This window comes from Pseudomonas sp. TH41, from assembly GCF_016650695.1.
Lineage (GTDB): Bacteria > Pseudomonadota > Gammaproteobacteria > Pseudomonadales > Pseudomonadaceae > Aquipseudomonas.
In genome coordinates this window covers 224,403-247,973 of the sequence record NZ_JAEKFH010000006.1, presented here as the reverse complement: position 1 = coordinate 247,973, position 23,571 = coordinate 224,403, and the positions used below count along the sequence as shown (strand labels likewise).

Here is a 23,571-nt window from a genome sequence, read left to right as displayed (position 1 = left end):
TATTTTCGCAGTCGCGAGCGGCCGCTGTTATTCGTTGATGCGACGGGCCAGGCTGTTGGCGTTGTCGATCAGCACCCGGCGATAGTCGTTGTAATGGGTCTTGGCATCGTTCCGTGGGGCGACAATGCACAGGGTCGCAATGGCCACGCCGTTCGGGTCTTTGACCGGGGCGGCGAAGCAATGGGTAAAGGTGTCGGCGACGCTATCGAAAGAGAAGAACCCATCGATACCGGCCTGACGAATCTCCTGGAGAAACTGTTCCACGGGCAAGCGTTGGCCGCCGGGCAGGATGAAGTCGTCATGGTCGATCAGGTCGACGATTTCCTGGTCGCTCAGGTGCGCCAGCAGCAGGCGCCCGGAAGCGGTCCAGGGGATGGGCGCGTTCTCGCCGATGTCCGAGGAAATGCGGAAATGCCGTTCGCCCTCTTTCATCAACGCCACGGTGTATTTGCGCCCGTTGAGCAGGCACATCTGCGCGGTTTCATGGGTCTGGCTGACGATGTCCTGCAAGGCGAGATCGGCCTCGCGGGTCAGGTCGAAATGTCTCAAGTGCGCCTGCCCGAGGAAGTACAGCTGACGGCCTAGGTAGACGTGACCGTCCTTGCCCACGGACTCCAGAATCCGCCGTTCCAGCAAGGACGCCACCAGTTCGTAAACCGTGGATTTCGGGCTGCCGATACCGCTGGCGATTTCATTCGGGCGCAGTGGCTGGCCGATCTCCTTGAGGAAATCGAGGATATCGAACGCCCGGTCCAGACCGCGGGCCCGGCGCTTGATGGTGTCTTCGGTCATGTCAATATGCTCATTCAATGATGCCCCGTAGGAGCTGCCGCAGGCTGCGATCTTTTGATCTTGCCCTTGTGGCACTCTCAAAATCGCCAAAAGATCGCAGCCTTCGGCAGCTCCTACAAGAGCGACCTCGGTTCAAGCCTTTTTCTTGTACGCGATGCAGTCGATCTCAACCTTGCAGTCGACCATCATGTTCGCCTGCACACAGGCCCGGGCCGGTGCGTGTTCGCTTTTGAAATACTCTGAAAACACCTTGTTGAAACTCCAGAAATCCCGTGGGTCTTCCAGCCACACACCGGCGCGCACCACGTCTTCCAGGCCATAACCGGCCTCTTCAAGAATGGCGATCAGGTTCTTCATGGTCTGGTGAGTCTGCTCGACGATGCCGCCCGCAATGATCTCGCCATCCACCGCCGGCACCTGGCCGGATACGTGCAGCCAGCCGTCGGCTTCAACGGCTCGGGCGAAAGGACGCGGCTGGCCGCCACCGGCGGTGCTACCGGTGCCGTAACGAGTAATGCTCATGAGTGTTTCTCCTGATTGAAAGTGAATAATTAAAAACGCGTGTTCTTGAGAAATTCCGCCAGTCGTGGCGATTGCGGGCGCTCGAACAGGTCCTTGGGTGGCCCCTGTTCTTCGATCCGCCCTTGATTCATGAAAACGATCTTGTCCGAGACCTCGAACGCAAATCGCATTTCGTGGGTCACCAGCAGCATGGTCATGCCGTCTTCGGCCAGCCCCTTGATCACGTTCAGCACTTCACCGACCAGCTCCGGATCGAGGGCCGAGGTGACTTCGTCAAACAGCATCAGGCTCGGGTTCATCGCAATCGCCCGGGCAATCGCCACGCGCTGCTGCTGACCACCAGACAACTGACCGGGGTAGTGATCGCGTCGCTCCAGCAAGCCGACCCGCTCCAGCCATTTTTCAGCGAGCGCAACCGCCTCGTCCTTGTGCAGTTTCTTGACCTTCAACAGACCCAGCGTGACGTTCTGTAACGCGGTGAGGTGCGGGAACAGGTTGAACTGCTGGAACGCCATCCCAGTCATCGCGCGATGGCGGGCGATGACCTTTTCCGCATGGCGCACACGCTTGCCGTTGACCTCGTCATAACCGATGGACTCGCCATCGAGCATGATCTGCCCGCCCTGGAATTCTTCGAGCATGTTCACGCAGCGCAGGAGCGTGGTCTTGCCCGAACCGCTGGAGCCGATCAGCGTGACCACGTTGCCGCGCTGCATGGTCAGGTCGACGCCCTTGAGTACTTCGAGCTTGCCGTATTGCTTGTGCAGGCCGCGAATGTCCAGCAGGGCCTGACCGCTTTGAGCGTTGGCGTCTTTTGCAGTAGAGAGTTGAGGTTGAGTCATGGCAAGGCCACCCGCTTTTCAATGTGCCGGCCGAGTAACTCGATGCCGTAGTTGATGACGAAAAACAGAAATCCGGCGAACAGGTAAAACTCCAGGGTCATGAACGTCCGGGCGATGATCTGCTGGGTGCTGAGCAGCAATTCCGCCACCCCGATCACCGACAACAGTGTCGACGCCTTGACGATCTCGGTGGACGAGTTGACCCAGGTCGGCAAAATCTGCCGCAGCGCCTGGGGCAGCAACACGTAACCGAGGGACTGATAGAACGTCAGGCCAATCGCCTTGCTCGCTTCCATCTGCCCGCTGGGCAACGCTTGCAACGCGCCACGCACGATCTCGGCGACGTGGGAACCGCAAAACAGCGTCAGCCCCAAGGCACCGGCCTGAAACGCGCTGATCTGCCAGCCCAATGCAGGCGCCATATAGAAGCAGGCGAGTACCAATACAAACACCGGCGTACCGCGAATCAGGTCGACGTAAAAGCGAAACGGCGCGCGCATCCAGACATTGCCGTAGGTCAGCACCAGGCCGGCGACAATGCCGACCATCGTGCCCAGCAAAATCGCCAGGGCCGAGACCTGCACGCTGGTCAGAAAGCCTTGCCACAAGACTTCCCGCGCCACCCATAACTCATGTAACCAACTGGGGGATTCGTACATGGGGCCTCCTATCGGCGGATCGCCAGACGCTGTTCGAGGTAACGCAGCATCATGGCAATGAGGTAACAGGCCGCAACATAGAGCGCTGTGGTCACCAGCCAGGTTTCAATCACCCGGTAGCTCTCGACATTGATCTTGCGCGCGTAATAGGTCAGCTCCGGCACGGCAATCGCGGCCGCCAGCGAGGTGTCCTTGAACAGCGAAATGAAGTTGTTCGACAAGGCCGGCAGTACATTGCGCAGCATCACCGGCACGGTGACGTAGGCCTTGACCTGCCACTCGCCCAGGCCGATGGCCAAGCCAGCCTCTCGCAGTCCCTTGGGAATGCTCAACAGCCCGCCACGGAAGACTTCGGTCAGGTAAGCCCCGGCATACAGCGACAGGGTGATGATGAACGACGGGATCTTGTCCAGGCGAATCCCCAGGCTCGGTAACGCAAAGTAGATCAACAGAATCAACACCAGAATCGGCGTATTGCGGATCACCGTCACATACACCGACGCCAGTACCCGTAATGCGCGGTGTTTTGACAGCAAAGCAAACGCCATCATCAGGCCGATCACGCAACCGATGGCGATCGACACCAGCGCCAGCTCAAGGCCCAGACCGAGCCCCGCCAGCAATGTGTCGAAATCGCGCCACACGGCGGCAAAGTTCAACTGATAGTTCATGGTCAGCAGTACCTTGAACGGGGCGATCGGAACCGCCCCGCTCTCACGGGATCATTTGAATTCGACGGGGAAGCCGATGGCCGGGGTTGGCAGATCGACACCGAACCACTGCTTGAACGAGGCCGCGTAAGTCGGGAACTCAACGCCGGTCATGGCTTCATGCAGGGCGGTGTTAACGAAGTTCAGCCAGTCCTGATCGCCACGTTTGACCGCGCACGCGTAGGTCTGCGGGCTCCAGGCGTAGACCGGGCTGCGGTAACGGCCAGGGTTCTGCACCATCAGGTATTTCACCGAGGACTGATCGGTGGCGGCGGCGTCGGCACGGCCGGAGTTCACGGCCTGGTACATCAGGTCAACGCTGTCGTACTGATCGACCTTGGCCTTGGGCAAGGCTTGATGCACCAGTTCTTCGGCGTACACGTTCTGCAGCACCGCCACGGTGACACTGTCGTTGGCGGCCTTCATGTCTTCGATTTCCTTGTACTTGCTGTTCGCCGGCAGCAGCAGGCCGACACCTTCGCGGTAGTAAGGCAGCGTGAACGCCACTTGCTGCGCACGGCTGGCGGTCACGGTAATGAACTGGCAACTGATGTCGACCTTGTCGGTCATCAGGTTGGGAATCCGCGCATCGGACGACTGCACCACGAATTCGACTTTGCCCGGATCATTGAACAAACCCTTGGCGATCATCCGCCCGATATCGATATCAAACCCCTGCAACTTGCCATCCGCCCCCTGGAAGTGCCACGGCGCATTGGTACTGCCCGTGCCCACAATCAATTTCCCACGGGCCAGCACGCTATCGAGCTTACTGTCCGCCGCCTGGGCCATACCCGCGGCAGCGGCCGACGCTGCGAAAAGAAAAACACACGCTTTGAACAAGGAAGGTCGGTGATGCATGGCAAGCACTCCAGGATGATGTTTATTCCGTTATACCGGAACCTAGTATGTAACAACGGAATAGACAGCAGAAAGTGTGCCACAGGATGTGGGGGGAATGTAGGGGAGATTGAAAAGTGTTTTGAATCAGAGGGATGCGCGAAACCGCGCAAAGGGTGTTACGAAACGTACAGACTGGAAGCGCTACCGTTGGCTACGAAGGACGGGTACCAGGTTCACAATGGGTGCGCTGTGCACCTGAAATGATGTGGGTTCACAAGCCTCTCCTGTAGCTTTTTTTTGAACTGCTCCCTCAGATTCGCCCCCAGCTTCTTCCACTCTTTCCACGCCTTTTCAGAAAACCGCAGCTCATAGGTCATCAATTGAGACCTTTATGGTCGGGTCGTTTTCTCGTTCTTTACAAAGGGCAATTAACTCCAGGTCCTCCAGGCGATTCATCATCGACTCATATTCTTTGGCGGGGACGCAATAGAAGGCTGGTTCGTTACGGTTAAGGATCGCAACTGATTGACCACCACCGGCGGCAACCGTACCCATCGGGTTTTTTTTCAATTCAGAGATACTCGCTACAACATGCGAAAGCACGATATGTGTCATGAAGATGCTCCTTAGAGTGCTTTTAGAAGTGCTAAAAATAGCACTCCAAAGCGCATCTGACCTCTATCCGTTTGGCCTTAAAAACGGCGCTGACCCTATTCCTCAACCCGATTCATGGCATTCAGTGACGGATGCGTAGAAATTATCACGCCATTCGCTTCCCCATTTCCCTGATCCCTGTCGGGTTGGTCCTGCAATAGGGTGAGGCATGTCCGCTTCAACGTAGGAAGAAGTAGCAATGAAACTGCGCCATTGATCGACACCAATGAAGCCCGAACAGGCATTGGACAACCCCGCCATCGACTGCTTTATTCAATAAACAGGTGATAAGCAGTATCAATTGCCATGCGCCCAACGCGTATGCTGTTCCAGGAGGGCTCATGTCTTACCAGGTCATGATGGTTTTCGGTACGCGACCGGAGGCTATCAAGATGGCGCCACTGGCTCGGGTTCTGCGTCATTGGCCGGGTATTGAGTTGAATATCTGCTCCACCGGCCAGCACCGGGAAATGCTCAAGCAAGTGCTGGATTCCTTCGAGCTGTCGGTTGACCAGGACCTGAAAGTGATGACTCGGGGCCAGACGCTCAACGGCCTTTCCGAACAACTGCTGATTCATCTCGACAAAGCCTACGAACAGATAAAACCCGACATCGTGCTGGTCCACGGTGATACCACCACCAGCTTCATCGCAGCCCTCGCGGCCTTTAATCGCCATTTGCCCATTGGCCATGTCGAAGCCGGTCTGCGCACCGGCAACCTGCGCTCGCCCTGGCCGGAGGAAGCCAATCGGCGCTTGACCGGCGTCATCGCCGACTTGCATTTCACACCGACCACCAAAGGTGAAGCCAACCTGCTGCGCGAAGGCGTGCCCAAGGCCAGTATCGAAATCACCGGCAACACCGTGATCGACGCGCTGCTATGGATGCGCACGCATCAGCAGGACATTCACTGGCACCCGGCACCCGACTCACCGCTGGCCGTGCTTGATGACAATCGGCGGATGGTGCTGATTACCGGTCATCGACGGGAAAGTTTTGGCGGCGGCTTCCGCAATATCTGCCTGGCCCTCGCCGACCTTGCCCTGCGCTACCCCGATGTGCAATTTGTCTACCCGGTGCACCTGAATCCGCACGTCCAGACAGCGGTGTATGGCGTGCTGTCGGACAAGCCGAACATTTACCTGGTAGCGCCGCAGGATTATCAGCATTTCGTCTGGTTGATGGGCCGCGCGCATTTCATCCTCACCGATTCCGGTGGCGTCCAGGAGGAAGCCCCTGCCATTGGTAAACCGGTTCTGGTGTTGCGCAACGTTACGGAGCGGCCTTCCGTGCTTGAGGCCGGAACTGTGCTGCTGGTGGGCACCGACACCGAGCGCATCGTCAAGGAGTCCAGTCAGTTGCTCGATGATCCGGCGCACTTCAAACACATGAGCCGCGTCCATAGCCCCTACGGCGACGGCCACGCCAGCGAACGCATTGCCACCCGCCTCTGCGCCTGGTTAAGCAAACGTTCGGCAGCGGGCAGAGCAGTATGAGCCTGGATTTTGTCGATTTTTTTGCCTATGTGCTGTTCGGTCTCAAATACCTCGCGATCACCTTGGCGCTGTTGATGTTTGTGCTCGGACTCGATGATCTGTTCATCGACGTCATCTACTGGAGCCGCAAGCTGATCCGACGCTGGCGGATCTACGAAAAATTCAAGCGCGCCGATGAGGAACGGCTCTACGCCATCGCCGAAAAGCCGCTGGCGATCATGGTTCCGGCCTGGAATGAAGTCGGTGTGGTCGGTGAAATGGCGCGCCTGGCCGCCTCGACCATCGATTACGAGAACTATCAGATTTTCGTTGGCACCTACCCCAACGACGCCGAGACCCAGGCCGACGTCGATGCGGTCTGTCGGCACTACCCCAACGTGCACAAAGTGGTGTGCGCCCGCCCTGGCCCGACGAGCAAGGCCGACTGCCTGAACAACATCATTGACGCGATCCTGCGTTTTGAAAGCGAAGCGAAAATCCAGTTTGCCGGGTTCATCCTGCACGACGCCGAAGACGTGATTTCGCCGATGGAGCTGCGGCTCTATAACTACCTGCTGCCAAGCAAGGACCTGATCCAGATTCCGGTCTACCCCTACGCGCCGGAATGGAAAGGTTTCACCGCCGGTCACTACGTCGACGAGTTCGCCGAGAACCACGGCAAGGACGTTATCGTGCGCGAAGCCCTGACCGGTCAGGTGCCCAGCGCTGGCGTCGGCACCTGCTTCAGCCGCAAGGCCATCAGCGCCTTGCTCGAAGACGGCGACGGCATTGCCTTCGACGTACAGAGCCTGACCGAGGACTACGACATCGGTTTCCGTCTCAAGCAAAAAGGCATGAAGTGCATCTTCGCCCGCTACTCGGTGACCGACCCGAAACTGGCGCTCGAACAGCCTTGGGTGTTCGGCATGAACCGCGCATTTTCCCAAGTAATCTGCGTTCGCGAACATTTCCCCCGGGACTTGCTGCACGCCATCCGCCAGAAATCGCGCTGGATAGTCGGCATCGTCTTTCAGGGCACCAAGAACCTCGGCTGGAGCCCCCATGGCCTGCTCAACTACTTCCTGTGGCGTGACCGTCGTGGCTTGATCACTTATCTGTTGAGTTTCCTGGTCAACCTACTGTTCCTGGTGCTGCTGGCAATGTGGCTGGTGACGGTGGTTGCGCCGAATGCCTGGAGCTATCCGTCGATCCTCTCCGACAGCGCGCTGCTCTCGATCCTGCTTTGGCTCAATGGCTTGATGCTGCTCAATCGACTGTTCCAGCGCGGCTGGTTCGTCACCCGCTATTACGGCTTGGGGGAAGGCCTGCTGTCGGCACCGCGGATGATCTGGAGCAACTTCGTCAATTTCCTCGCCAACCTGCGGGCGCTGCGCCAGGTCATGGAAATGGGCGACTCGCGCCGCGTGGCCTGGGACAAAACCACCCACGAGTTCCCGGCCCTGACCAAGGCCTATCGCACCCCGCTGGGTCATCGACTGGTAGAGAAAGGCCTGCTCACCGAAGAACAACTGGAAGCAGCAATCACTAACCCCGTGCGACGTCGACTGGGCCACGAATTGCTGCTGCGCGCACACATCAACAGCACGCAACTGGTGGAAACCCTGGCCGAGCAACTGGACATGGAATGGGCGCCGCTCAACCCGTTCAAACTCGACAGACACCTGATCGGCCTCGTGCCGCGCAAGGTCGCGTCACACTATGGCGTGCTACCAGTGGCCGAAGAAGGCGACACGCTGGTGCTGGCCTCCGAAGGGCCGGTCAGCCAGGTGTCGCTGGGCGCCATCAGCCGTCAATTGAAGCGCCCGGTGCGCTGTCGTCTGGCACCGCAGGGGCGGGTCACGCTGGGTATTCGCTACTGGTACGCCAGCCCCCGTCAAAATGAGGACGTGCATCACATGCTTGAAGTGCTTGAGCGTCATCAGGACGATGAAGCCTTGCTCGAACGTGTCGGTCATCATCAGGTGCTGCTGGGCAATCTTCTGCAAGTGCGCGGCATGGTCCCTCCCAGTCTGTTCAATCAGGCCTTGATCGACTTCGATGTCGAACACATGTCATTGGGTCAACACCTGATCTCCCGAGGCATGATCACCCAGGAGGTACTCGAACAGGCGCTGGTTGAACAGGCCAGCGAACAGCAAGCCGCCTACCGCATTGCCCGGGAGGTCGAATGAAGCCGGCCCATCGTCATGCTCTGCTGGTCGGCAGCCTGCTGCTGAGCCTGAGTGCTGCCACTTGGGTACAGGCTGAACCGCTGACCGACTTTGAACAATTTCGCAGTTTCCCTTACATGGACCGCAGCTATCGCGAAGCGAAAAAAGGCAACTGGGCCGAAGTCGAACGGCTGATGCGCCACCTGCTGACCCTGGTGCCGAAAAACGATGAAGCACGGGCGCTGCTGGTCGAAGCGCTGGCCAAGCAACGGCGTTACAAGGACGCCGTGCAAGCGCTGCCGGATAACCCGCAAAACAGCGAGGCCCTGCTCAACCTGCGCTTGACCTGGATCGAACAGGACCCGCCCGGCAGCGGACAGGTGGAACAGTGGATGGCCACCAGCAACTTCACCCAGCGCGTGCGTTTGTGGCAGGCCTACAGCCTGAGCCTGGCCAAGTTCGGCGGTGCCGGCAGAGCGCACGCCTGGCTGGCGCAATTGGAGCCTAAAGGTGACGACAAAATCCTGCACCTGGCCCTCTCCAATTGGTCCGAGCAATTGCATGACTGGAACGGCACCATCGAGCAACTGGCGCCCCTGGCCGCCAGCCAGCAATTGGACGCCGAAGGCTGGCAGCGGCTGGCCAATGCTTATGTAAAACGCCTTGACGAAAAACCTTTGCAGCAATTGCTGCAACAAGCGCCGAGCCCCGAAGCGGCGCGCAAGACCCGCCTGGCGATGATCGATCGGGCGATTGCCATGGGCAATACCGAGCAGGCCGAACGCTGGATTCAATCACTCCCGGCCAGCGACCTCGCCGATCCCGCGCAACGGCAACGGCTGTGGGAACTGGCGCGGCAAACCGGCGACACTCCAGCGGTTCAACGCTTGAGTGATGAGTTGCAGCGGCCGTGTCTTGAGACCGCCGAATGGCTGTCGCGGCGCGATCCGGAAGCGGCGCTCAGGCAATTGCGTGGCTGCCGGGCTGATGACGATCCACAGGCCTGGCTGATCCTGGTCCAACGCCTGCATGCCACCGATCTGCTGCAAACCACGCGCCTCCCGGAGCCCTGGGATAGCCGTCGTCAGGCGCGTCTGCTGGACATCTGGCAGGCAGAGGGCCAGAGCGACAAAGTCATGGCCTGGCTCGCCAGTCAGCCGCAGACCGCCGATGTGGTCAAGCGTCGGGCCGAACTGGATCAAGCCTTGGGGCGCACTACCGAGGCAGCGACGCTGTGGGAACAGCATTACCAGCAAACCGCTGACCTCGCTTCGCTCAATCAGGCGACGTACCTGGCGTTGACTGCCGGCCAGCGCCAACACGTGCAACAACTGCTGGAAAACGCCTACGACCGCCACGGCGGCAAACTGCCCGCCGTCCTGCTGCAACGGCTCGCAGGGTTGTATGCCTCATCGACGCCGACCCCGGCGCAGCAGCAGCAGCAGCAGCAGCGCATCGTGTCGCTGCTGACCCGCGTCGATCCCGCCACCCGCGGCCAGTTACTGGCACAACTGGCCGAGAACGGTCAGTGTGAAGCCGTGCAGCAAGCCATTGGCGCGCACCCTCAAGTCGCCGGCGATTATCGCGCCCTCGGTCGTTGCGCCATGCCGGAGCGGCCCGGTGAAGCGGTCGTGTATTACCAGGCGGCGGAAAAACTCGGTGACCGCGACAATCGCCTGCCGTTGGCCTATGCCCTGGAAGCGGCCGGTGATTCTTCCGGCGCCCTGGCGATCTGGCGCAGCATTCCAGATGCCGAGCTGAGCGATAACGCCCGACTCACCGCGAGCCGTAGCGCCCTGACATCGGGCGACACTCAGGTCGCCGAACGTTACTGGCAACAAAGCCGCGCCCGTGGTGCCAATGAATGGGCCTTGGGTGCGGCGATTGCCGACGCTCGGGGTGATCACACTCTCGCCTTGCAGCGTCAGCGCTTCGCCTTGCAACAGGCGCCGGATGCCGGGCATTTCTATGCCGCGTCAGTCACTGCGCAAAAGGCCGGGGAGCTGGAACAAAGCACGGCGTGGCTCGCCGAAGCCGTGCGCCTGGAGCCAGACAACCCGCGTTATCGCGCCGATTACGGCGTGCGTCTGGCCGGCGCCGCGACCCAGGAAGAGCGCGCACGGGCCATCCCCTATCTGCAAAGCGCCACCCAGGCTTTCCCGGAAGACTATCGCCTCGGCGAAACCCTGGCCGTGCGTTATGACGAAGTTGGGCACAGCGCTCAAGCACGCGAGGAACTGCGCCGGGTCATCGATCTGGAGCAAAACCCGGTGGCCGGCGATGACGAAGACGGCAGCCTGGAGGCGCGACGTTATCGCCAGCGCCGCGCGCACGAAACCCTGTCCCGTCGTGACAGCCGTACCGTGGCCAGCACCTGGTCGCCAGCCGGGGTGTCGACCAACGATTTTCTGCGCCCCGACCAGAGCACGGGGGCCCAACGTCGCTCGACGTCGCAGAACGTGCAACTGGCCATGTGGGACCACGCGCTGGGCGAGGAACCGAGCCGCGCCGGCAGCACGCTGTCGGTCTATGGCCGGGTGTTGCTCGGCGGACAGGGCCGGTCGAGCTACGCCGAATCCATCGGCACCGGTGTCGGTCTGCGCTACAAGCCTTGGGGCACGGCCAATATCAACTTCTACGGCGAGTTCTACAAACAGAGCCAGTTCGATGACCAGGACAATCACAGCCTGAGCCTCGGCCAACTGCTGATCCCCGAGAAGTTGGCCGATCAGGCCGACGACCACCGGCAGGATGGGCACTCCACCACCGATTACCTGCTGCGGGCCACCGCTTCGTTCCTCGATCAAGGGCGGTTTCGCAACGACTGGCGCGTCGACGAGAGCGACTGGGAAGAACGTTTTCTGTACCTCGATGCGGCCTGGTGGACCCAGGCTGGCGATCACCAATGGCTGTCGCGTTTCCAGCAGGGGCACACCTGGAAGCTGCCGTTCAACGGCGCGCAAACGCTCATGCCGTACGGATTTCTCGAGTTCGCCGCGCAGGACCCGAGCAACGACTCGCGCCAGGACCTGCGCACGGGCATCGGCCTGCGCTGGCAATGGTGGTTCGACGACGATATCTACAATGCCTACCGTGCACACCTGACGGTTCGCTCCGAGTATCAGCAGTCCCTGAGCGGCAATCTGTATGAAGGTGGCAATGGCGTGCTGTTGGGTGTGGAGTTGAATTTCTGATGAAGCGACTTCTATGGGTGGTGTGCCTGTTACTCGCCAGCACAGTGGCCCGCGCGGATGAGCGGATTTTCTATCAGCCGTTGAGCGTCGATGCCAGTCTCAGCCAAACGCAATGGCGGCAGATCTGGCAAGACACCGCCAGACATGGCGCGCACACATTGATCGTGCAATGGACCGCTTACGGCGACTCGAACTTCGGCGGCCCCTCGGGCTGGCTCGCCGACAGTCTGAAACTGGCTCATGAGCAAGGCCTGAACCTGGTGGTGGGCCTGGCCATGGACCCGGCCTATTACCAGCGTATCAATGAACTGGACAAGCCCGGGCTGGCGACTTACTGGCAGGCACAACTGGGACAGTCGCTGGCTCAGCAGCAGATTCTGCGCAAGGACTGGAAGCTTCCGGTCAGCGGCTGGTATCTGCCGATGGAGCTGGACGACGTTCATTTCCTGGCGGTCGATCGCCGGGCAACCCTGCAGCGCCAGCTCAAGGACTTCGCTGGCAAACTCGACGCGCCGCTGCATGTCAGCGCCTTCAGTGCCGGCAAGCTCGCACCTCAAGTGAATGCACAGTGGCTGGGCGAATTGGCGGCGAATGGGCTTCACGTCTGGTGGCAGGACGGTGCGGGCACCGGGCGCTTGCCACCGCTGATACGGACCGGCTACGCCAGCGCACTGCCCTGTTCGGTGGGCATCGTGCACGAAGCATTCCGCCAGGTCAGTGTCGAGGGGCAGCCGTTCCGCGCTGAACCGGCCACTCCGGACGCGTCTTCGGCGGGCTGCCATCCCACGGCGGTTTTTTCACTGCGCTACCGGCCGTGGGGCCAGGTGATTCTCGACAACCAGCACAAGCGCAAGGTCGACGATGTGCAAAACCATTGAAGCTTGAAGTGCGTAGCCACTACTAAAGCAGTTGATCAATCAAAACCGCGTTGCTATAGATCAAACTGCCATCGCTCGCTCGGTGCCCGACCAGATGGAACTGACCACGTTCGTAGTGCAAATAGACACGCATCTGGCAGTCAGACAAGGGGCCGTATCCCTCTGGCATGATCAAATCCATTGTATCCATATCGACGTCGACCATGGCTTCGGGCTCGTGGGTCTTCTGCAGGCGTTCTTCGGCTGCCTCCAGACGCAAATGCAGAGGGCCATCGACGTACAAATGGATTTCCCCCACCGGGGTGGACTTTTGGGCATCGCTGGTTTTGCACCAGCCCTCGAGCGTCAGGGCACTCATGACGAAGCCTCCAATGTGGATTGCTGGACTCTGTAGCTATACCTCAGTTTGACCGCTGCACAAGGGCAGGGTTCGTCTTTTAGGGCTGCTTCTGGCGGATCACTGCCGTCCGTAATCAGAAGCCGTCCTTAATCAGAAATTGAGTATAGCTGGCATACTCGGCGTCAGCGCAGGTCGTCTGTTTCATCGGAAAAGCTCGTGTAACGGGATAAACGTATTCACCAGGCTTGGCGAATTTCCCCCTGTGTTCTCTTAATCTTTTTTACTGATCGGAAATAAGTCATCACACCCCATCTAGTCTTGGGAGACGTGATACAGAATATCTATAGCTATATATAGCGAATGGAATCTAAGTTATTAACTTAATGTTTGAATTTGCCTATCCGGGTATCGGTCTCTTTAGAAAAAGCGCTTATTCCGCCCATGCACTATACTTCTTGTTGTCTTTGTTGCATAACCAACAAGTAACAGGAATAGGATGAAGAAAAAATGGCGATGGCAATCATCTTAATTCTAATCGTTGTTGCATCAGTGCTGTTCAACATACTAGCGCCTTGGCATGCGACACCGGCAGCTTCCAACTGGGGATCAATAGACACCACCTTGTTCATCACCCTGATCATTAGCGGAATATTTTTCATCGCCATCGCGTTATTTATGGCGGTAGCGGTGATGCGGTATCGTCACAAGGAGGGTGCCAGGGCGGCCTACCAGCCAGAAAATAAAAAATTGGAATTATGGTTAATTATCGTAACTTCAGTAGGCATTGCCGCGATGCTGGCGCCAGGTCTGGTTGTTTACAATGATTTCGTCCGGGTGCCGAAAAATGCTTCCGAACTTGAAGTGATCTCCCAGCAGTGGCAGTGGGCCTTTCGCTTTCCCGGAAAAGACGGGAAGCTGGGCAGATCGGATATTAAGTTTGTTGATTCCGCCAATCCCTTCGGCCTTGATCCCAAGGATCCTGCCGGGCAGGACGATGTACTTGTAATAAACAATGAAGTTCGCCTTCCGATCAATCAGCCGGTAAAAGTTTTACTGCGTTCTAAAGATGTATTGCACGATTTCTATGTACCGCAAATGCGCAGCAAGATGGACATGGTGCCAGGGATGGTGTCGTACTTTTGGTTTACGCCGACTAAAACCGGGAACTATGAAATCCTGTGCGCTGAATATTGTGGCGTAGGTCATTACAACATGCGCGGCCATATGATCGTGGAAGAACAGGACGCCTTCGATCAATGGCTGAACAGCCAACCGACTTTTGCGCAGACATTAAGGACAGCTGCCAAGCCCAGTCGCGACAGCGTTCTGGAAAAGGGCCGCCTGTTGGTCGAAAAACTTGGCTGCAGTGCCTGCCATAGCCAGGATGGCAGCTCCAGCCTCGGCCCGGGATGGAAGGGTCTGTACGGCCGCACCGAACAGCTTGCCGATGGCACCAGCGTGCTGGTCGATGAGGCCTACGTGAAAGAGTCGATCCTCGATCCGAAGGCCAAACTGGTACAGGGCTACCCGCCGGTCATGGTGACCTATACTCTCAATGAAGATGAACTGGGCGCTCTCGTCGCCCTGATCAAATCACTGGGTGCCGAGCGGCAAGGCGATGAATCTTCTGCCAACGAAGCGTCGGGCCCAGGTGACGACTTGGCGGCGCAGGGACAGCGGCTGGCCCAGTCGCTCGGCTGTCTGGCCTGCCACAGCGTCGATGGCAGTAAGGGCATCGGCCCCAGCTGGCAGGGCCTGTATGACAAGACAGAAACCCTTGCCGACGATACGACGATAAAGGTCGATGAGGGCTACATAAAAGAATCGGTTCTGAATCCCAGTGCCAAAATCGTCAAGGGCTATGCAGCCGTCATGCCGGTTTTTGCTCCGAGCGATAAGGACTTGAACGCACTGATCGCTTTTATCAAATCCAAAGCGAATGCCGACGCTGATACGGCGAGCAAGGTGGATCCAGGAAAGTAGCCGTAAAGCAGCCAGAAACACACCGAAACTTCTGCAGGAGGATGACGTGATGGCCTATGCGGAGCAAGCCGAAACAGAAGCACTGCATGAACCCAAAAGCTTCCTGACCAAATACATCTGGAGTCAGGACCACAAGGTCATAGCCATTCAATACTCCTTGACGGCTATATTCGTGGGTCTTATTGCCGTGGTGTTGTCCGACTTGATGCGCATGCAGATAGGCTTCCCCGGTAGTTTGGCGTTCATGGATGCCAGTACTTACTATCAGGCCATGACCATGCACGGCATGATCATGGTCATTTATTTGCTAACGGCCTTGTTTCTGGGTGGCTTCGGCAACTATCTGATCCCTCTGATGGTGGGCGCCCGCGACATGGTCTTCCCCTATGTCAACATGCTGAGTTACTGGACCTACCTGCTAGCGGTACTGGTGTTGCTCGCCAGTTTCTTTGTCCCTGGCGGCCCTACTGGTGCGGGTTGGACGCTCTATCCGCCACAGTCCATTACCAAGGGGACACCGGGGACCGAGCTGGGCATCGTACTGATGCTCGTCTCACTGGCGATTTTTATTGTCGCAACCACCATGGGCGGGTTGAACTACGTAACTACGGTGTTGCAGGCACGCACGCACGGCATGACATTGTTTCGCATGCCGCTCTCCGTATGGGGAATCTTCGTGGCCTCGATTATGGCCTTGCTGGCCTTCCCGGCGTTGTTTGTCAGTGCGGTCATGATGCTGCTCGACAAACTGTTGGGCACCAGCTTCTTTATACCGGCGATCATCTCGCTGGGGCAGCAACTCGATCACCAAGGCGGCAGCCCAATATTATTCCAGCATCTATTCTGGTTCTTCGGCCACCCGGAAGTCTACATCGTTGCCCTCCCCGCGTTTGGTCTGGTCTCCGACCTGATCAGCACCCATGCGCGTAAAAATATCTTCGGCTACCGAATGATGGTGTGGGCCATTATTGTGATTGGCGTACTCAGCTTTGTGGTCTGGGCGCACCATATGTATGTCAGCGGAATGAACCCCTCCTTTGGCTTTTTCTTCGCCACCACCACCTTGATCATCGCGGTGCCGACCGCACTGAAAGTCTACAACTGGGTGCTGACCCTGTGGCGGGGCAACATCCATCTGACCGTGCCGATGCTGTTTGCCTTGGCCTTTATCGTCACCTTCCTGGTCGGCGGCCTGACCGGGTTGTTTCTCGGCAATGTGATCGTGGATATTCCGCTCTCGGACACCTATTTCGTCGTAGCCCATTTTCATATGGTCATGGGTGTCGCACCGGTGCTGGTGGTGTTCGGTGGCATTTATCACTGGTTCCCGAAAGTAACCGGGCGCATGACGAACGACACCCTGGGCAAGCTGCATTTCTGGATTACCTTTCTGGGCACCTACGCCATCTTCTTCCCCATGCACTACCTGGGTTTCCAGGGCATGCCACGTCGCTACTACGCCTATGACAACTACGCGTTCATCCCGCAGTCGGCGCACGATTTGAATGCCTTCATTACGGTGGTCGCATTAACCGTCGGCGTTTCCCAACTGCTGTTCCTGTTCAACCTGGCCTGGAGTGTATTTAAAGGCAAGCCCGCAGGCAGTAATCCCTGGGGCGCGGCCAGCCTGGAATGGCAAACGCCGAACACCCCACCGATACACGGTAACTGGGGAGAGAAGTTGCCGGTCGTGCATCGCTGGGCCTATGACTACAGTGTGCCGGGGATAGAACAGGATTTCGTTCCTCAAACGGTCTCCGACGAGGAACTGGAGCAGATGCGGCAACTCAGTGCCGGAACCAAGATAGCGGACGTTAAAACATGAACAGACTGCTATTGAGAAACGCCGACGGCGCTGACCCTGGCGGCAGCTGGAATCACGATCCTGAGGGTATTCAGGCCGCCGAGGGTGCCGATAGAACGCAAACCGCAAGAATAGGCCTGCGCTTGTTTCTGGCCGTGGTGAGCTCGTTATTCTTTCTCTTCGTGATCGCCTTTATCGAGCGCTCACAAATGGCCGACTGGCTCCCCCTGACAGAGCCCTTGGCGCCGTTAGCCAATCTACGGCAGCTATGGCTGAATTCGGCTTTTCTGGTACTCAGTTGCATCGCTCTGCAGTGGTCGCTTATTGCCGCCCGACAGGCTCGACTGGACGCAACTGTCATTGGCTTTGCATTGGGGGGCGTATTTGCAATTGCCTTTCTGGCGGGGCAACTCTGGGTCTGGCAGCAGTTTGTCACCTGGGGCTACTTTGTCGCCAGCAATCCGGCCAACAGTTTCTTCTACCTGTTGACCGGCCTGCATGGGCTTCACCTGCTAGGCGGGCTGGTAGCCTGGAGCAGAACCGTCGTTAAATTCCTGCATCACGTGCCGTTGCCGCAACTCAACGCCAGCATAGAGCTCTGTACCCTCTATTGGCATTACTTACTGGGTCTTTGGTTCGTGCTATTCGCTCTACTGACCAGCACGCCGGCAACCTATGAAGCCATCGCCAGATTCTGCGGCTTGAGGTGAAAAGCCATGGCATCGCACCCACCAGCCCCAGTCGAGTCCAGTTCATCCAATCCGCCAGGCTCGCCGCCTGCACCGGGATGGCAGGGCATCGCCAGCGACTGGTCCTCGGATAGGGAGGCTTTCAGGCAGGTCCCTTGGGGCAAGGCGATGATGTGGATATTCCTGCTCAGCGATACTTTTGTATTCACCTGTTTTTTAACCGGCTACATGTCGGTACGCATGACCATCACCACCGCCTGGCCGAACCCCAGTGAAGTGTTCGCATTGACGATCGGCGGTAGAGAAATCCCGCTTATTCTGATCGCCATCATGACCTTCGTGCTGATCAGTAGCAGCGGCACCATGGCCATGGCCGTTAATTTCGCCTATCGCCGTGATCGGGCGAAAACCACGGCCCTGATGCTGGCGACCGCAGCCTTGGGTCTGACCTTCGTCAGCATGCAGGCATTTGAATGGAGCAAACTCATCGCAGAGGGGGTGCGCCCTTGGGGGAACCCCATGGGGGCGGCGCAATTTGGTGCCAGTTTTTTCATGATTACCGGTTTCCACGGACTGCATGTGTCAATCGGTGTCATCTACCTCAGCATTGTGGCGCTGAAAGTATTGCGGGGAAATTATGAGCGCTCCGGAAACTATCAGATCGTCGAGATAGCCGGGCTTTACTGGCACTTCGTGGACTTGGTGTGGGTGTTTATTTTTGCTTTCTTCTATTTATGGTAGATCAGAGGAGCACGGGTGATGGCACATGCTCAGGGTCAGCAACATCCAATCAGTTTGTACCTTAAAATTTGGGGGCTGTTATTCGTCCTCAGTACGCTGTCGTACCTTGTCGACTATTTTCACTTCCAGGGCTACCTCAGGTGGTCCCTGATTATCACGCTCATGTTGTTGAAGGCAGGTTTAATTGTCTCCATCTTCATGCATATGGCCTGGGAACGGTTGGCCATGGTCTACGCCATATTGGTGCCACCCCTGTGTTTACTGGTGCTCGTCGGATTGATGGCCACCGAGGCAGACTATGTCTACCTCAGCCGGGTCATTTTCTTTGGCCAATAAGCAGCTTTCGGATGGCCTTGAGCCTCCAGGCGCTAGCCCGATATCACTCGCTTGAACTGATGCCATTTGTGCTGCCAGGCCACTGTCCAGTGAGGGGCTGCCGTTCCCGTGCCGGCGACCGTCAGCGCTGGATGATGTTCGATTACCCGGTCCAAAACCGATTCCTGATTTGGTTCAACATCCACGAAGAAGATATGTTTGCCCTCTTCTACTATCTGTTTAAAGTTGCGGAAGTGAGCGTTTGGCACCTGGATACCAAACAATCCACCTTCCCAGATGCAGAAGCCAAATATAACAATGGCAAGGAAGATAAAAGGCACCCAGCCGGCAGCGGATTCGGTCCAGCCCATCCAATAGGCGCCACCCAGGACCAGCGCCGCGAGTGGCGCACCGACCACCGCACCAATCTCACCAGAGTGAACAGCATCTTGTTTCATTAACGAGTTAACCTCGTGGAGGTGATGTTCTACTACATCAGCAACTTTTTCACTGAGCACGTGAATTTGTTCGGAGTTAATGCCGCTGGCTTCCAATTCATACTCAACGGTTTCAAGATCGTTGAGATTGTCACTAATGTAATAGTGTCGATTCATGCCACACCTCCCATCTCGTGTTTGCTGCAGACCTCCTCTGTCCGGCAGCCGTCAACTGAGATTTGCAGTCGGTATCTGTACCTTGGTGGAACGTTGCACACTTCATGCAATCTGCAAGAAGTATAGCACCCGCTAGCATGCAGATCAGGCGACGTCAAGAGCCAGCTTGCGCCTGAGGGGTTGCGCAGCAAACACACAAGACTTGCGACAGCGATAGTGTCGTGAGATCAATCGGAAGAGCGCGCTATTTGATCTGCACAATGACCGGACCTTCCGTTACGATCGGCGGGTCCGCGTGGATATTCGAGGCATTTTTCTGAATCCAGTCACGCGCGACTTTCAAGCTCGCATCACTGCCGGCCTTGTCAGTACAAACAGTTACCGCCGTACCGCCATCACCCGTATTCAGCAGTGTGTAGCTTACGAGGCCAGGCACTGTCCGCAGGGCAGCTTCGACGTCGGCGTGGCGCTCTTCCAAACGCTCGAAAAGCTGCTTTGCTCCAGTACCCAAGTAGGTTCTTATAACCGCATACATAGCCGTCTCCTTTGGGAGTACCGTCTTGATGCCAATCCAGATCCGCTAATGGCCGCTATCACTCAGGTTTCAGTTCGCCCTGATTTATTAAGCTTAGCCAAACGCCGGTGACAAGTTAAATGCAACGACCACCGGCCACATTTGGTCCCGCGTGTTGGGCGGCAGGCACGTTGATGCGCCATCCGATTCCCGGCGCGATCGGCCCTTCGGTGAACATTGCAGCCATGCCTAATGCTTGAGTGACGCCAGCACCCGTTCGGCATTCGCCTCGCAGGCGATGCCTTCCGGCCGGGCCTGGATGTCCTCGATCACTCTTAGCAACTTCGCCTTGCTCTGAGCAAGGTGCTGTTGCATCACTTCAATCTGCTCGACTTTACGCTCAAGGCCCGCCATCAGTTCGTCGCGCTTGAACGCGCCCGTCGTGACGTCCGGCAAGAGCCGCTTCAGCTCTTCCAGACTGAAACCGGCCTGCTGGGCACACTGGATGATTTCCAGGGTTTGCAATGCTTGCAGCGGATAACGTCGATAACCGTTGGCCTGGCGCTCCACCTGACGGATCAGCCCTTGTGCCTCGTAAAACCGAATGCGCGATGCGCTCAATCCACTCAGCTGCGCCAATTCACCAATCTTCATCATGGCCTCATTTACCTGCTTGACATTAAAGTTAACTTTAAGCTTAGCCTCTGCTCATCCCTGATGAGGAGTCAAGCATGTCGCCCTTCCAAACGTTGAATTTGCCCAACGGCCAGACCATCGGCAATCGTATCGCCAAAGCCGCGATGGAAGAGAACCTCGCTGACACCGGGCAGGCACCGGCCGATGCCTTGTTCCAGCTGTATCAGGCGTGGGCCGAAGGCGGAGCCGGCCTGTTACTGACCGGTAATGTGATGATCGACCGCCGCGCCATGACCGGTCCCGCTGGCGTGGTGCTGGAAGACGAGCGGCACCTTGAGCGCTTCCGCCAGTGGGCAACGATTGGTCGGGCCCGGGGTGCGCAGTTCTGGATGCAACTTAACCATCCCGGCCGCCAAACCATGGCCAACCTCGGCCAACAAGCGTGGGCACCTTCGGCGGTGGCGCTGGATCTGGGCGGGTTCTCGAAGATGTTTGCCGAGCCCAAACCCATGAGCGAGCGCGATATCGAAGAAGTCATTCAACGCTTCGCCACCAGTGCAGCGTTGGCGGAAAAAGCCGGTTTCTCTGGCGTACAGATTCATGCCGCGCACGGCTACCTGATCAGTCAGTTCCTGTCGCCGCTGACCAATCGCCGTGCTGATCAATGGGGCGGTTCGCTGGAAAATCGTGCGCGTCTGCTGCTGGCGGTGGTCAGCGCCGTGCGCAAATCGGTGTCGCCGCAGTTTTGCGTAGCGGTGAAGCTCAACTCCGCAGACTTCCAGCGCGGCGGCTTCGATGCCGACGATGCGCGGCAAGTGATCCAGTGGCTCAACGATCAACAGATTGATCTGCTGGAACTCTCCGGCGGCAGCTACGAAGCACCGGCCATGCAAGGTGAGGCACGGGACGGCCGGACGCTGGCGCGAGAGGCGTATTTTCTGGAGATGGCCGGTGAACTGGCCAGTGTGGCGCGCATGCCGGTGATGGTGACCGGCGGGATTCGGCGCCTGGCAATCGTTGAACAGGTACTAGACAGTGGCGTCGCCATGGCCGGGATCGGCACCGCCCTGGCGCTCGAACCGGACCTGGTCAAGCACTGGCGCGCGGGCCAGAACAGTCATCCGCAGCTGCCGCCGATCCGCTGGAAGCGCAAACCGCTGGCGGCACTGGCGAGCATGGCGGTGGTGAAATTCCAGATCCATCGCCTGAGCCGTGGGCGCAAGACCCGGCCCGGGGTTTCAGCTTTGCTGGCGTTGATTCTTGATCAGTTGTACATCGCCCGGCGTACTCGGCAGTACCGACGGGCGATGACGCAGTAAGATCAAAAGATCGCAGCCTGCGGCAGCTCCTACATGGGAATGCATACTCCTGTAGGAGCTGCCGCAGGCTGCGATCTTTTCGCTCCGCTACACATCATCGATATGTCGATAATCTGCACGCAATTCGCTCGCCAACTGTTTCGCGCGTCCAAGCCGGATCGGCCCGCGCTCGATGTCGATCAGCAGCCCCGGGCATTCGAGCGCCGGCAACATCGACCACGCCTTCAAACGCCCATCGGTGATCAACAACAGCCGCTGCTTTTCCGCAGGAAAACGCTTCTGTCGTTTCGCCAGCCACCCCCGCCTCACCCAGCGCTGCCAGCAACGGCGTACCGCCACCCGCGCCCAGCCCATAGAGCCAGTCGCGCAACCCGGCGGACGCTTTCAATCCTTGCACCTGCCACGTTGGCGCATGGCCGCTGGCGGTCAGCAAGGCCAGGCGGGCGCGCTGGCGATAGGCGTCGTCAAACAGTTGCGCCAGCAAGCCCTTGGCATCGCTCAACGCCTGATGGCGGAGAGTCGAAGCCGAGGCATCGACGATCACCAGCCACAGTTCATGGGGCGAACGGGTGCGCAGGTGGAACAACACCTCATCGCGTTGACGCGGGCGACCGTTAAGCAAGGTGCGGGGCCAATTGACCGATCCGCTACGCGCAGCATGACGCTTGCCCTGCTTACCGTTATCCAGCCTTCCGGCACGGGGTCTGGCATTCGCCCCTGCATCAGATCGAGGGCGAATGCCTAGGGCTTTTTTGGCCAGCTCGGCACTTCACGTCGTGCACCGACCGGCAGCGCTTGGGCCGGCATCTCGCCCCATTGGCCCTGGCCTTCGCCCGGGCTGGCGTTTTGGCCGGATGGCGCCTGGTTTTGTTGCGGTGCCGGTGGCGTCTGTTCGCGACGACGATGACGCAAGGCGAACTCGGCCACCGCGTCGATATCTTCATCGCTGATCACCTCTGCACCTCGCCACGCGGCATGGGCACGGGCGGCGCGCAACCAGACCAGGTCAGCGCGCAAGCCATCGACACCGGCAGCAAAACAACGCTCGGTGATGTGCGCCAGCGCTTCATCGTCGAGGGGAATCTGCGCCAGTGCGCGGCGCGCTGTCTCGCAACGTTCGCGCAACGACTGCTGCTGGCGCTCCCAAACGGCGCAGAAACCTTGAGGATCGCTGTCGAAATCCAGACGACGGCGGATGATCTGGCCACGCTCGGCCGGCGCAGTATGGCCACTGAGGGCGACGTTGAGGCCGAAGCGGTCAAGCAACTGCGGACGCAACTCGCCCTCTTCCGGATTCATGGTGCCGATCAGTACGAACTTCGCCGAATGCCGATGGGAAATGCCGTCGCGCTCGACCAGGTTAGTGCCGCTGGCGGCCACGTCGAGCAGCAGGTCCACGAGGTGATCGGGCAGCAGATTGACTTCATCGACATAGAGCACACCGCCGTCGGCCTTGGCCAGGACGCCGGGCGAAAATTGTGCCCGGCCTTCGCTCAGGGCGGCGTCGAGGTCGAGGGTGCCAACCAGGCGTTCTTCCGTAGCACCGAGCGGCAAGGTGACGAATTGGCCGCTGGCCAGCAGGTCCGCCAGGCCGCGGGCCAACGTGGACTTTGCCATGCCGCGCGGCCCCTCGATCAGCACGCCGCCGATTTTCGGATCGATGGCGGTGAGGCAGAGGGCGAGTTTCAGATCATCGGCGCCGACCACGGCGGAGAGCGGGAAATGGGGGGTGTCGGTCATCTTCAATACTCAGTCATGGTCGGTGGTCTATCAACAACTTCACAGGCACCTTCATCCCTGTGGGAGCGGGCTTGCCCGCGAAGGCGTCGGGTCAGTCGACATCAATGTTGAATGCAAGGGACTCTTCGCGAGCAAG

General features: G+C 58.5%; 23 protein-coding genes and 1 pseudogene. 10 read left to right on the top strand and 14 right to left on the bottom strand.

Going from position 1 to position 23,571, the window contains the following annotated elements:
- Positions 1-27: 27 nt before the first annotated feature.
- The 8 genes from JFU37_RS25035 to JFU37_RS25005 form a co-directional block, all read right to left on the bottom strand.
- Entirely contained in the window at positions 28-792 is a 765-nt protein-coding gene (locus JFU37_RS25035) for an IclR family transcriptional regulator (RefSeq protein WP_201119729.1), read from the bottom strand.
- Positions 793-924: 132 nt separating this feature from the next.
- Entirely contained in the window at positions 925-1,314 is a 390-nt protein-coding gene (locus JFU37_RS25030; RefSeq protein WP_201119728.1) for a RidA family protein, read from the bottom strand.
- Between the two features lie 29 nt (positions 1,315-1,343).
- Positions 1,344-2,156 (bottom strand): amino acid ABC transporter ATP-binding protein, encoded by an 813-nt coding sequence (locus JFU37_RS25025; RefSeq protein WP_201119727.1) that lies wholly within the window; start codon positions 2,154-2,156, stop codon positions 1,344-1,346.
- Complete coding sequence (locus JFU37_RS25020) at positions 2,153-2,815, bottom strand: amino acid ABC transporter permease (protein WP_201119726.1); 663 nt, start codon at positions 2,813-2,815, stop codon at positions 2,153-2,155. The genes JFU37_RS25025 and JFU37_RS25020 overlap by 4 nt, the downstream gene beginning before the upstream one ends.
- Before the next feature lie 8 nt (positions 2,816-2,823).
- Complete coding sequence (locus JFU37_RS25015) at positions 2,824-3,486, bottom strand: amino acid ABC transporter permease (RefSeq protein ID WP_109784714.1); 663 nt, start codon at positions 3,484-3,486, stop codon at positions 2,824-2,826.
- Positions 3,487-3,537: 51 nt separating this feature from the next.
- A complete protein-coding gene (locus JFU37_RS25010; protein WP_201119725.1) occupies positions 3,538-4,386 on the bottom strand; it encodes a transporter substrate-binding domain-containing protein in 849 nt (282 codons plus the stop codon).
- 215 nt (positions 4,387-4,601) lie between these two features.
- A complete protein-coding gene (locus JFU37_RS30830) occupies positions 4,602-4,745 on the bottom strand; it encodes a type II toxin-antitoxin system RelE family toxin (RefSeq protein WP_342214981.1) in 144 nt (47 codons plus the stop codon).
- Entirely contained in the window at positions 4,735-4,983 is a 249-nt protein-coding gene (locus JFU37_RS25005; RefSeq protein WP_201119724.1) for a type II toxin-antitoxin system Phd/YefM family antitoxin, read from the bottom strand. Before JFU37_RS25005 ends, JFU37_RS30830 begins: the two co-directional genes overlap by 11 nt.
- Positions 4,984-5,363: 380 nt before the next feature.
- On the opposite strand from JFU37_RS25005, the gene wecB reads away from it, so the two are divergent.
- The 4 genes from wecB to JFU37_RS24985 are packed head-to-tail and all read left to right on the top strand — an operon-like array spanning position 5,364 to position 12,740.
- A complete protein-coding gene (gene wecB / locus JFU37_RS25000; protein ID WP_201119723.1) occupies positions 5,364-6,518 on the top strand; it encodes a non-hydrolyzing UDP-N-acetylglucosamine 2-epimerase in 1,155 nt (384 codons plus the stop codon).
- On the top strand, positions 6,515-8,689 hold the full coding sequence (gene nfrB, locus JFU37_RS24995; RefSeq protein WP_201119722.1) for a cyclic di-3',5'-guanylate-activated glycosyltransferase NfrB: 2,175 nt from the start codon (positions 6,515-6,517) through the stop codon (positions 8,687-8,689). Before wecB ends, nfrB begins: the two co-directional genes overlap by 4 nt.
- Complete coding sequence (locus JFU37_RS24990) at positions 8,686-11,862, top strand: NfrA family protein (protein ID WP_201119721.1); 3,177 nt, start codon at positions 8,686-8,688, stop codon at positions 11,860-11,862. Before nfrB ends, JFU37_RS24990 begins: the two co-directional genes overlap by 4 nt.
- Positions 11,862-12,740 (top strand): DUF4434 family protein, encoded by an 879-nt coding sequence (locus tag JFU37_RS24985; RefSeq protein ID WP_201119720.1) that lies wholly within the window; start codon positions 11,862-11,864, stop codon positions 12,738-12,740. The genes JFU37_RS24990 and JFU37_RS24985 overlap by 1 nt, the downstream gene beginning before the upstream one ends.
- A gap of 22 nt (positions 12,741-12,762) precedes the next feature.
- Here the strand turns inward: JFU37_RS24985 and JFU37_RS24980 are convergent, their stop codons facing one another.
- Positions 12,763-13,098, bottom strand: coding sequence for a hypothetical protein (locus JFU37_RS24980; protein WP_201119719.1), 336 nt, complete (start codon positions 13,096-13,098; stop codon positions 12,763-12,765).
- A 489-nt stretch (positions 13,099-13,587) separates the two neighbouring features.
- Between JFU37_RS24980 and JFU37_RS24975 the strand changes: the two genes are divergently transcribed.
- From JFU37_RS24975 to JFU37_RS24955, 5 genes are read left to right on the top strand one after another with little or no spacing between them, the layout of a single operon-like run.
- Entirely contained in the window at positions 13,588-15,063 is a 1,476-nt protein-coding gene (locus tag JFU37_RS24975) for a cytochrome c oxidase subunit II (RefSeq protein WP_201119718.1), read from the top strand.
- Positions 15,064-15,112: 49 nt separating this feature from the next.
- Positions 15,113-16,888, top strand: coding sequence for a cytochrome c oxidase subunit I (ctaD, locus tag JFU37_RS24970; RefSeq protein ID WP_201120077.1), 1,776 nt, complete (start codon positions 15,113-15,115; stop codon positions 16,886-16,888).
- Positions 16,885-17,577 (top strand): cytochrome c oxidase subunit 3, encoded by a 693-nt coding sequence (locus JFU37_RS24965; protein WP_201119717.1) that lies wholly within the window; start codon positions 16,885-16,887, stop codon positions 17,575-17,577. Before ctaD ends, JFU37_RS24965 begins: the two co-directional genes overlap by 4 nt.
- A gap of 6 nt (positions 17,578-17,583) precedes the next feature.
- A complete protein-coding gene (locus JFU37_RS24960; RefSeq protein ID WP_201119716.1) occupies positions 17,584-18,297 on the top strand; it encodes a heme-copper oxidase subunit III family protein in 714 nt (237 codons plus the stop codon).
- 18 nt (positions 18,298-18,315) lie between these two features.
- Positions 18,316-18,633, top strand: coding sequence for a cytochrome C oxidase subunit IV family protein (locus tag JFU37_RS24955; protein ID WP_201119715.1), 318 nt, complete (start codon positions 18,316-18,318; stop codon positions 18,631-18,633).
- A gap of 32 nt (positions 18,634-18,665) precedes the next feature.
- Here JFU37_RS24955 and JFU37_RS24950 read toward each other — a convergent pair whose 3' ends face one another.
- The 3 genes from JFU37_RS24950 to JFU37_RS24940 form a co-directional block, all read right to left on the bottom strand.
- Positions 18,666-19,226: a magnesium transporter gene (locus JFU37_RS24950; RefSeq protein ID WP_201119714.1), complete on the bottom strand. Its 561-nt coding sequence runs from the start codon at positions 19,224-19,226 to the stop codon at positions 18,666-18,668.
- A gap of 244 nt (positions 19,227-19,470) precedes the next feature.
- Entirely contained in the window at positions 19,471-19,761 is a 291-nt protein-coding gene (locus tag JFU37_RS24945; RefSeq protein WP_201119713.1) for a hypothetical protein, read from the bottom strand.
- A gap of 228 nt (positions 19,762-19,989) precedes the next feature.
- Positions 19,990-20,394 carry a MerR family transcriptional regulator gene (locus JFU37_RS24940; RefSeq protein WP_201119712.1) on the bottom strand — a complete coding sequence of 135 codons (405 nt, stop codon included), beginning with the start codon at positions 20,392-20,394 and terminating at the stop codon, positions 19,990-19,992.
- A gap of 77 nt (positions 20,395-20,471) precedes the next feature.
- Here JFU37_RS24940 and JFU37_RS24935 point away from each other — a divergent pair, with 77 nt between their 5' ends.
- On the top strand, positions 20,472-21,695 hold the full coding sequence (locus tag JFU37_RS24935) for an NADH:flavin oxidoreductase/NADH oxidase family protein (RefSeq protein WP_201119711.1): 1,224 nt from the start codon (positions 20,472-20,474) through the stop codon (positions 21,693-21,695).
- Between the two features lie 87 nt (positions 21,696-21,782).
- On the opposite strand, the pseudogene JFU37_RS24930 reads toward JFU37_RS24935, so the two are convergent.
- Positions 21,783-22,317, bottom strand: a pseudogene (locus tag JFU37_RS24930) (vWA domain-containing protein).
- A gap of 119 nt (positions 22,318-22,436) precedes the next feature.
- Positions 22,437-23,435 (bottom strand): ATP-binding protein, encoded by a 999-nt coding sequence (locus JFU37_RS24925; protein WP_201119710.1) that lies wholly within the window; start codon positions 23,433-23,435, stop codon positions 22,437-22,439.
- Positions 23,436-23,571: the final 136 nt, after the last annotated feature.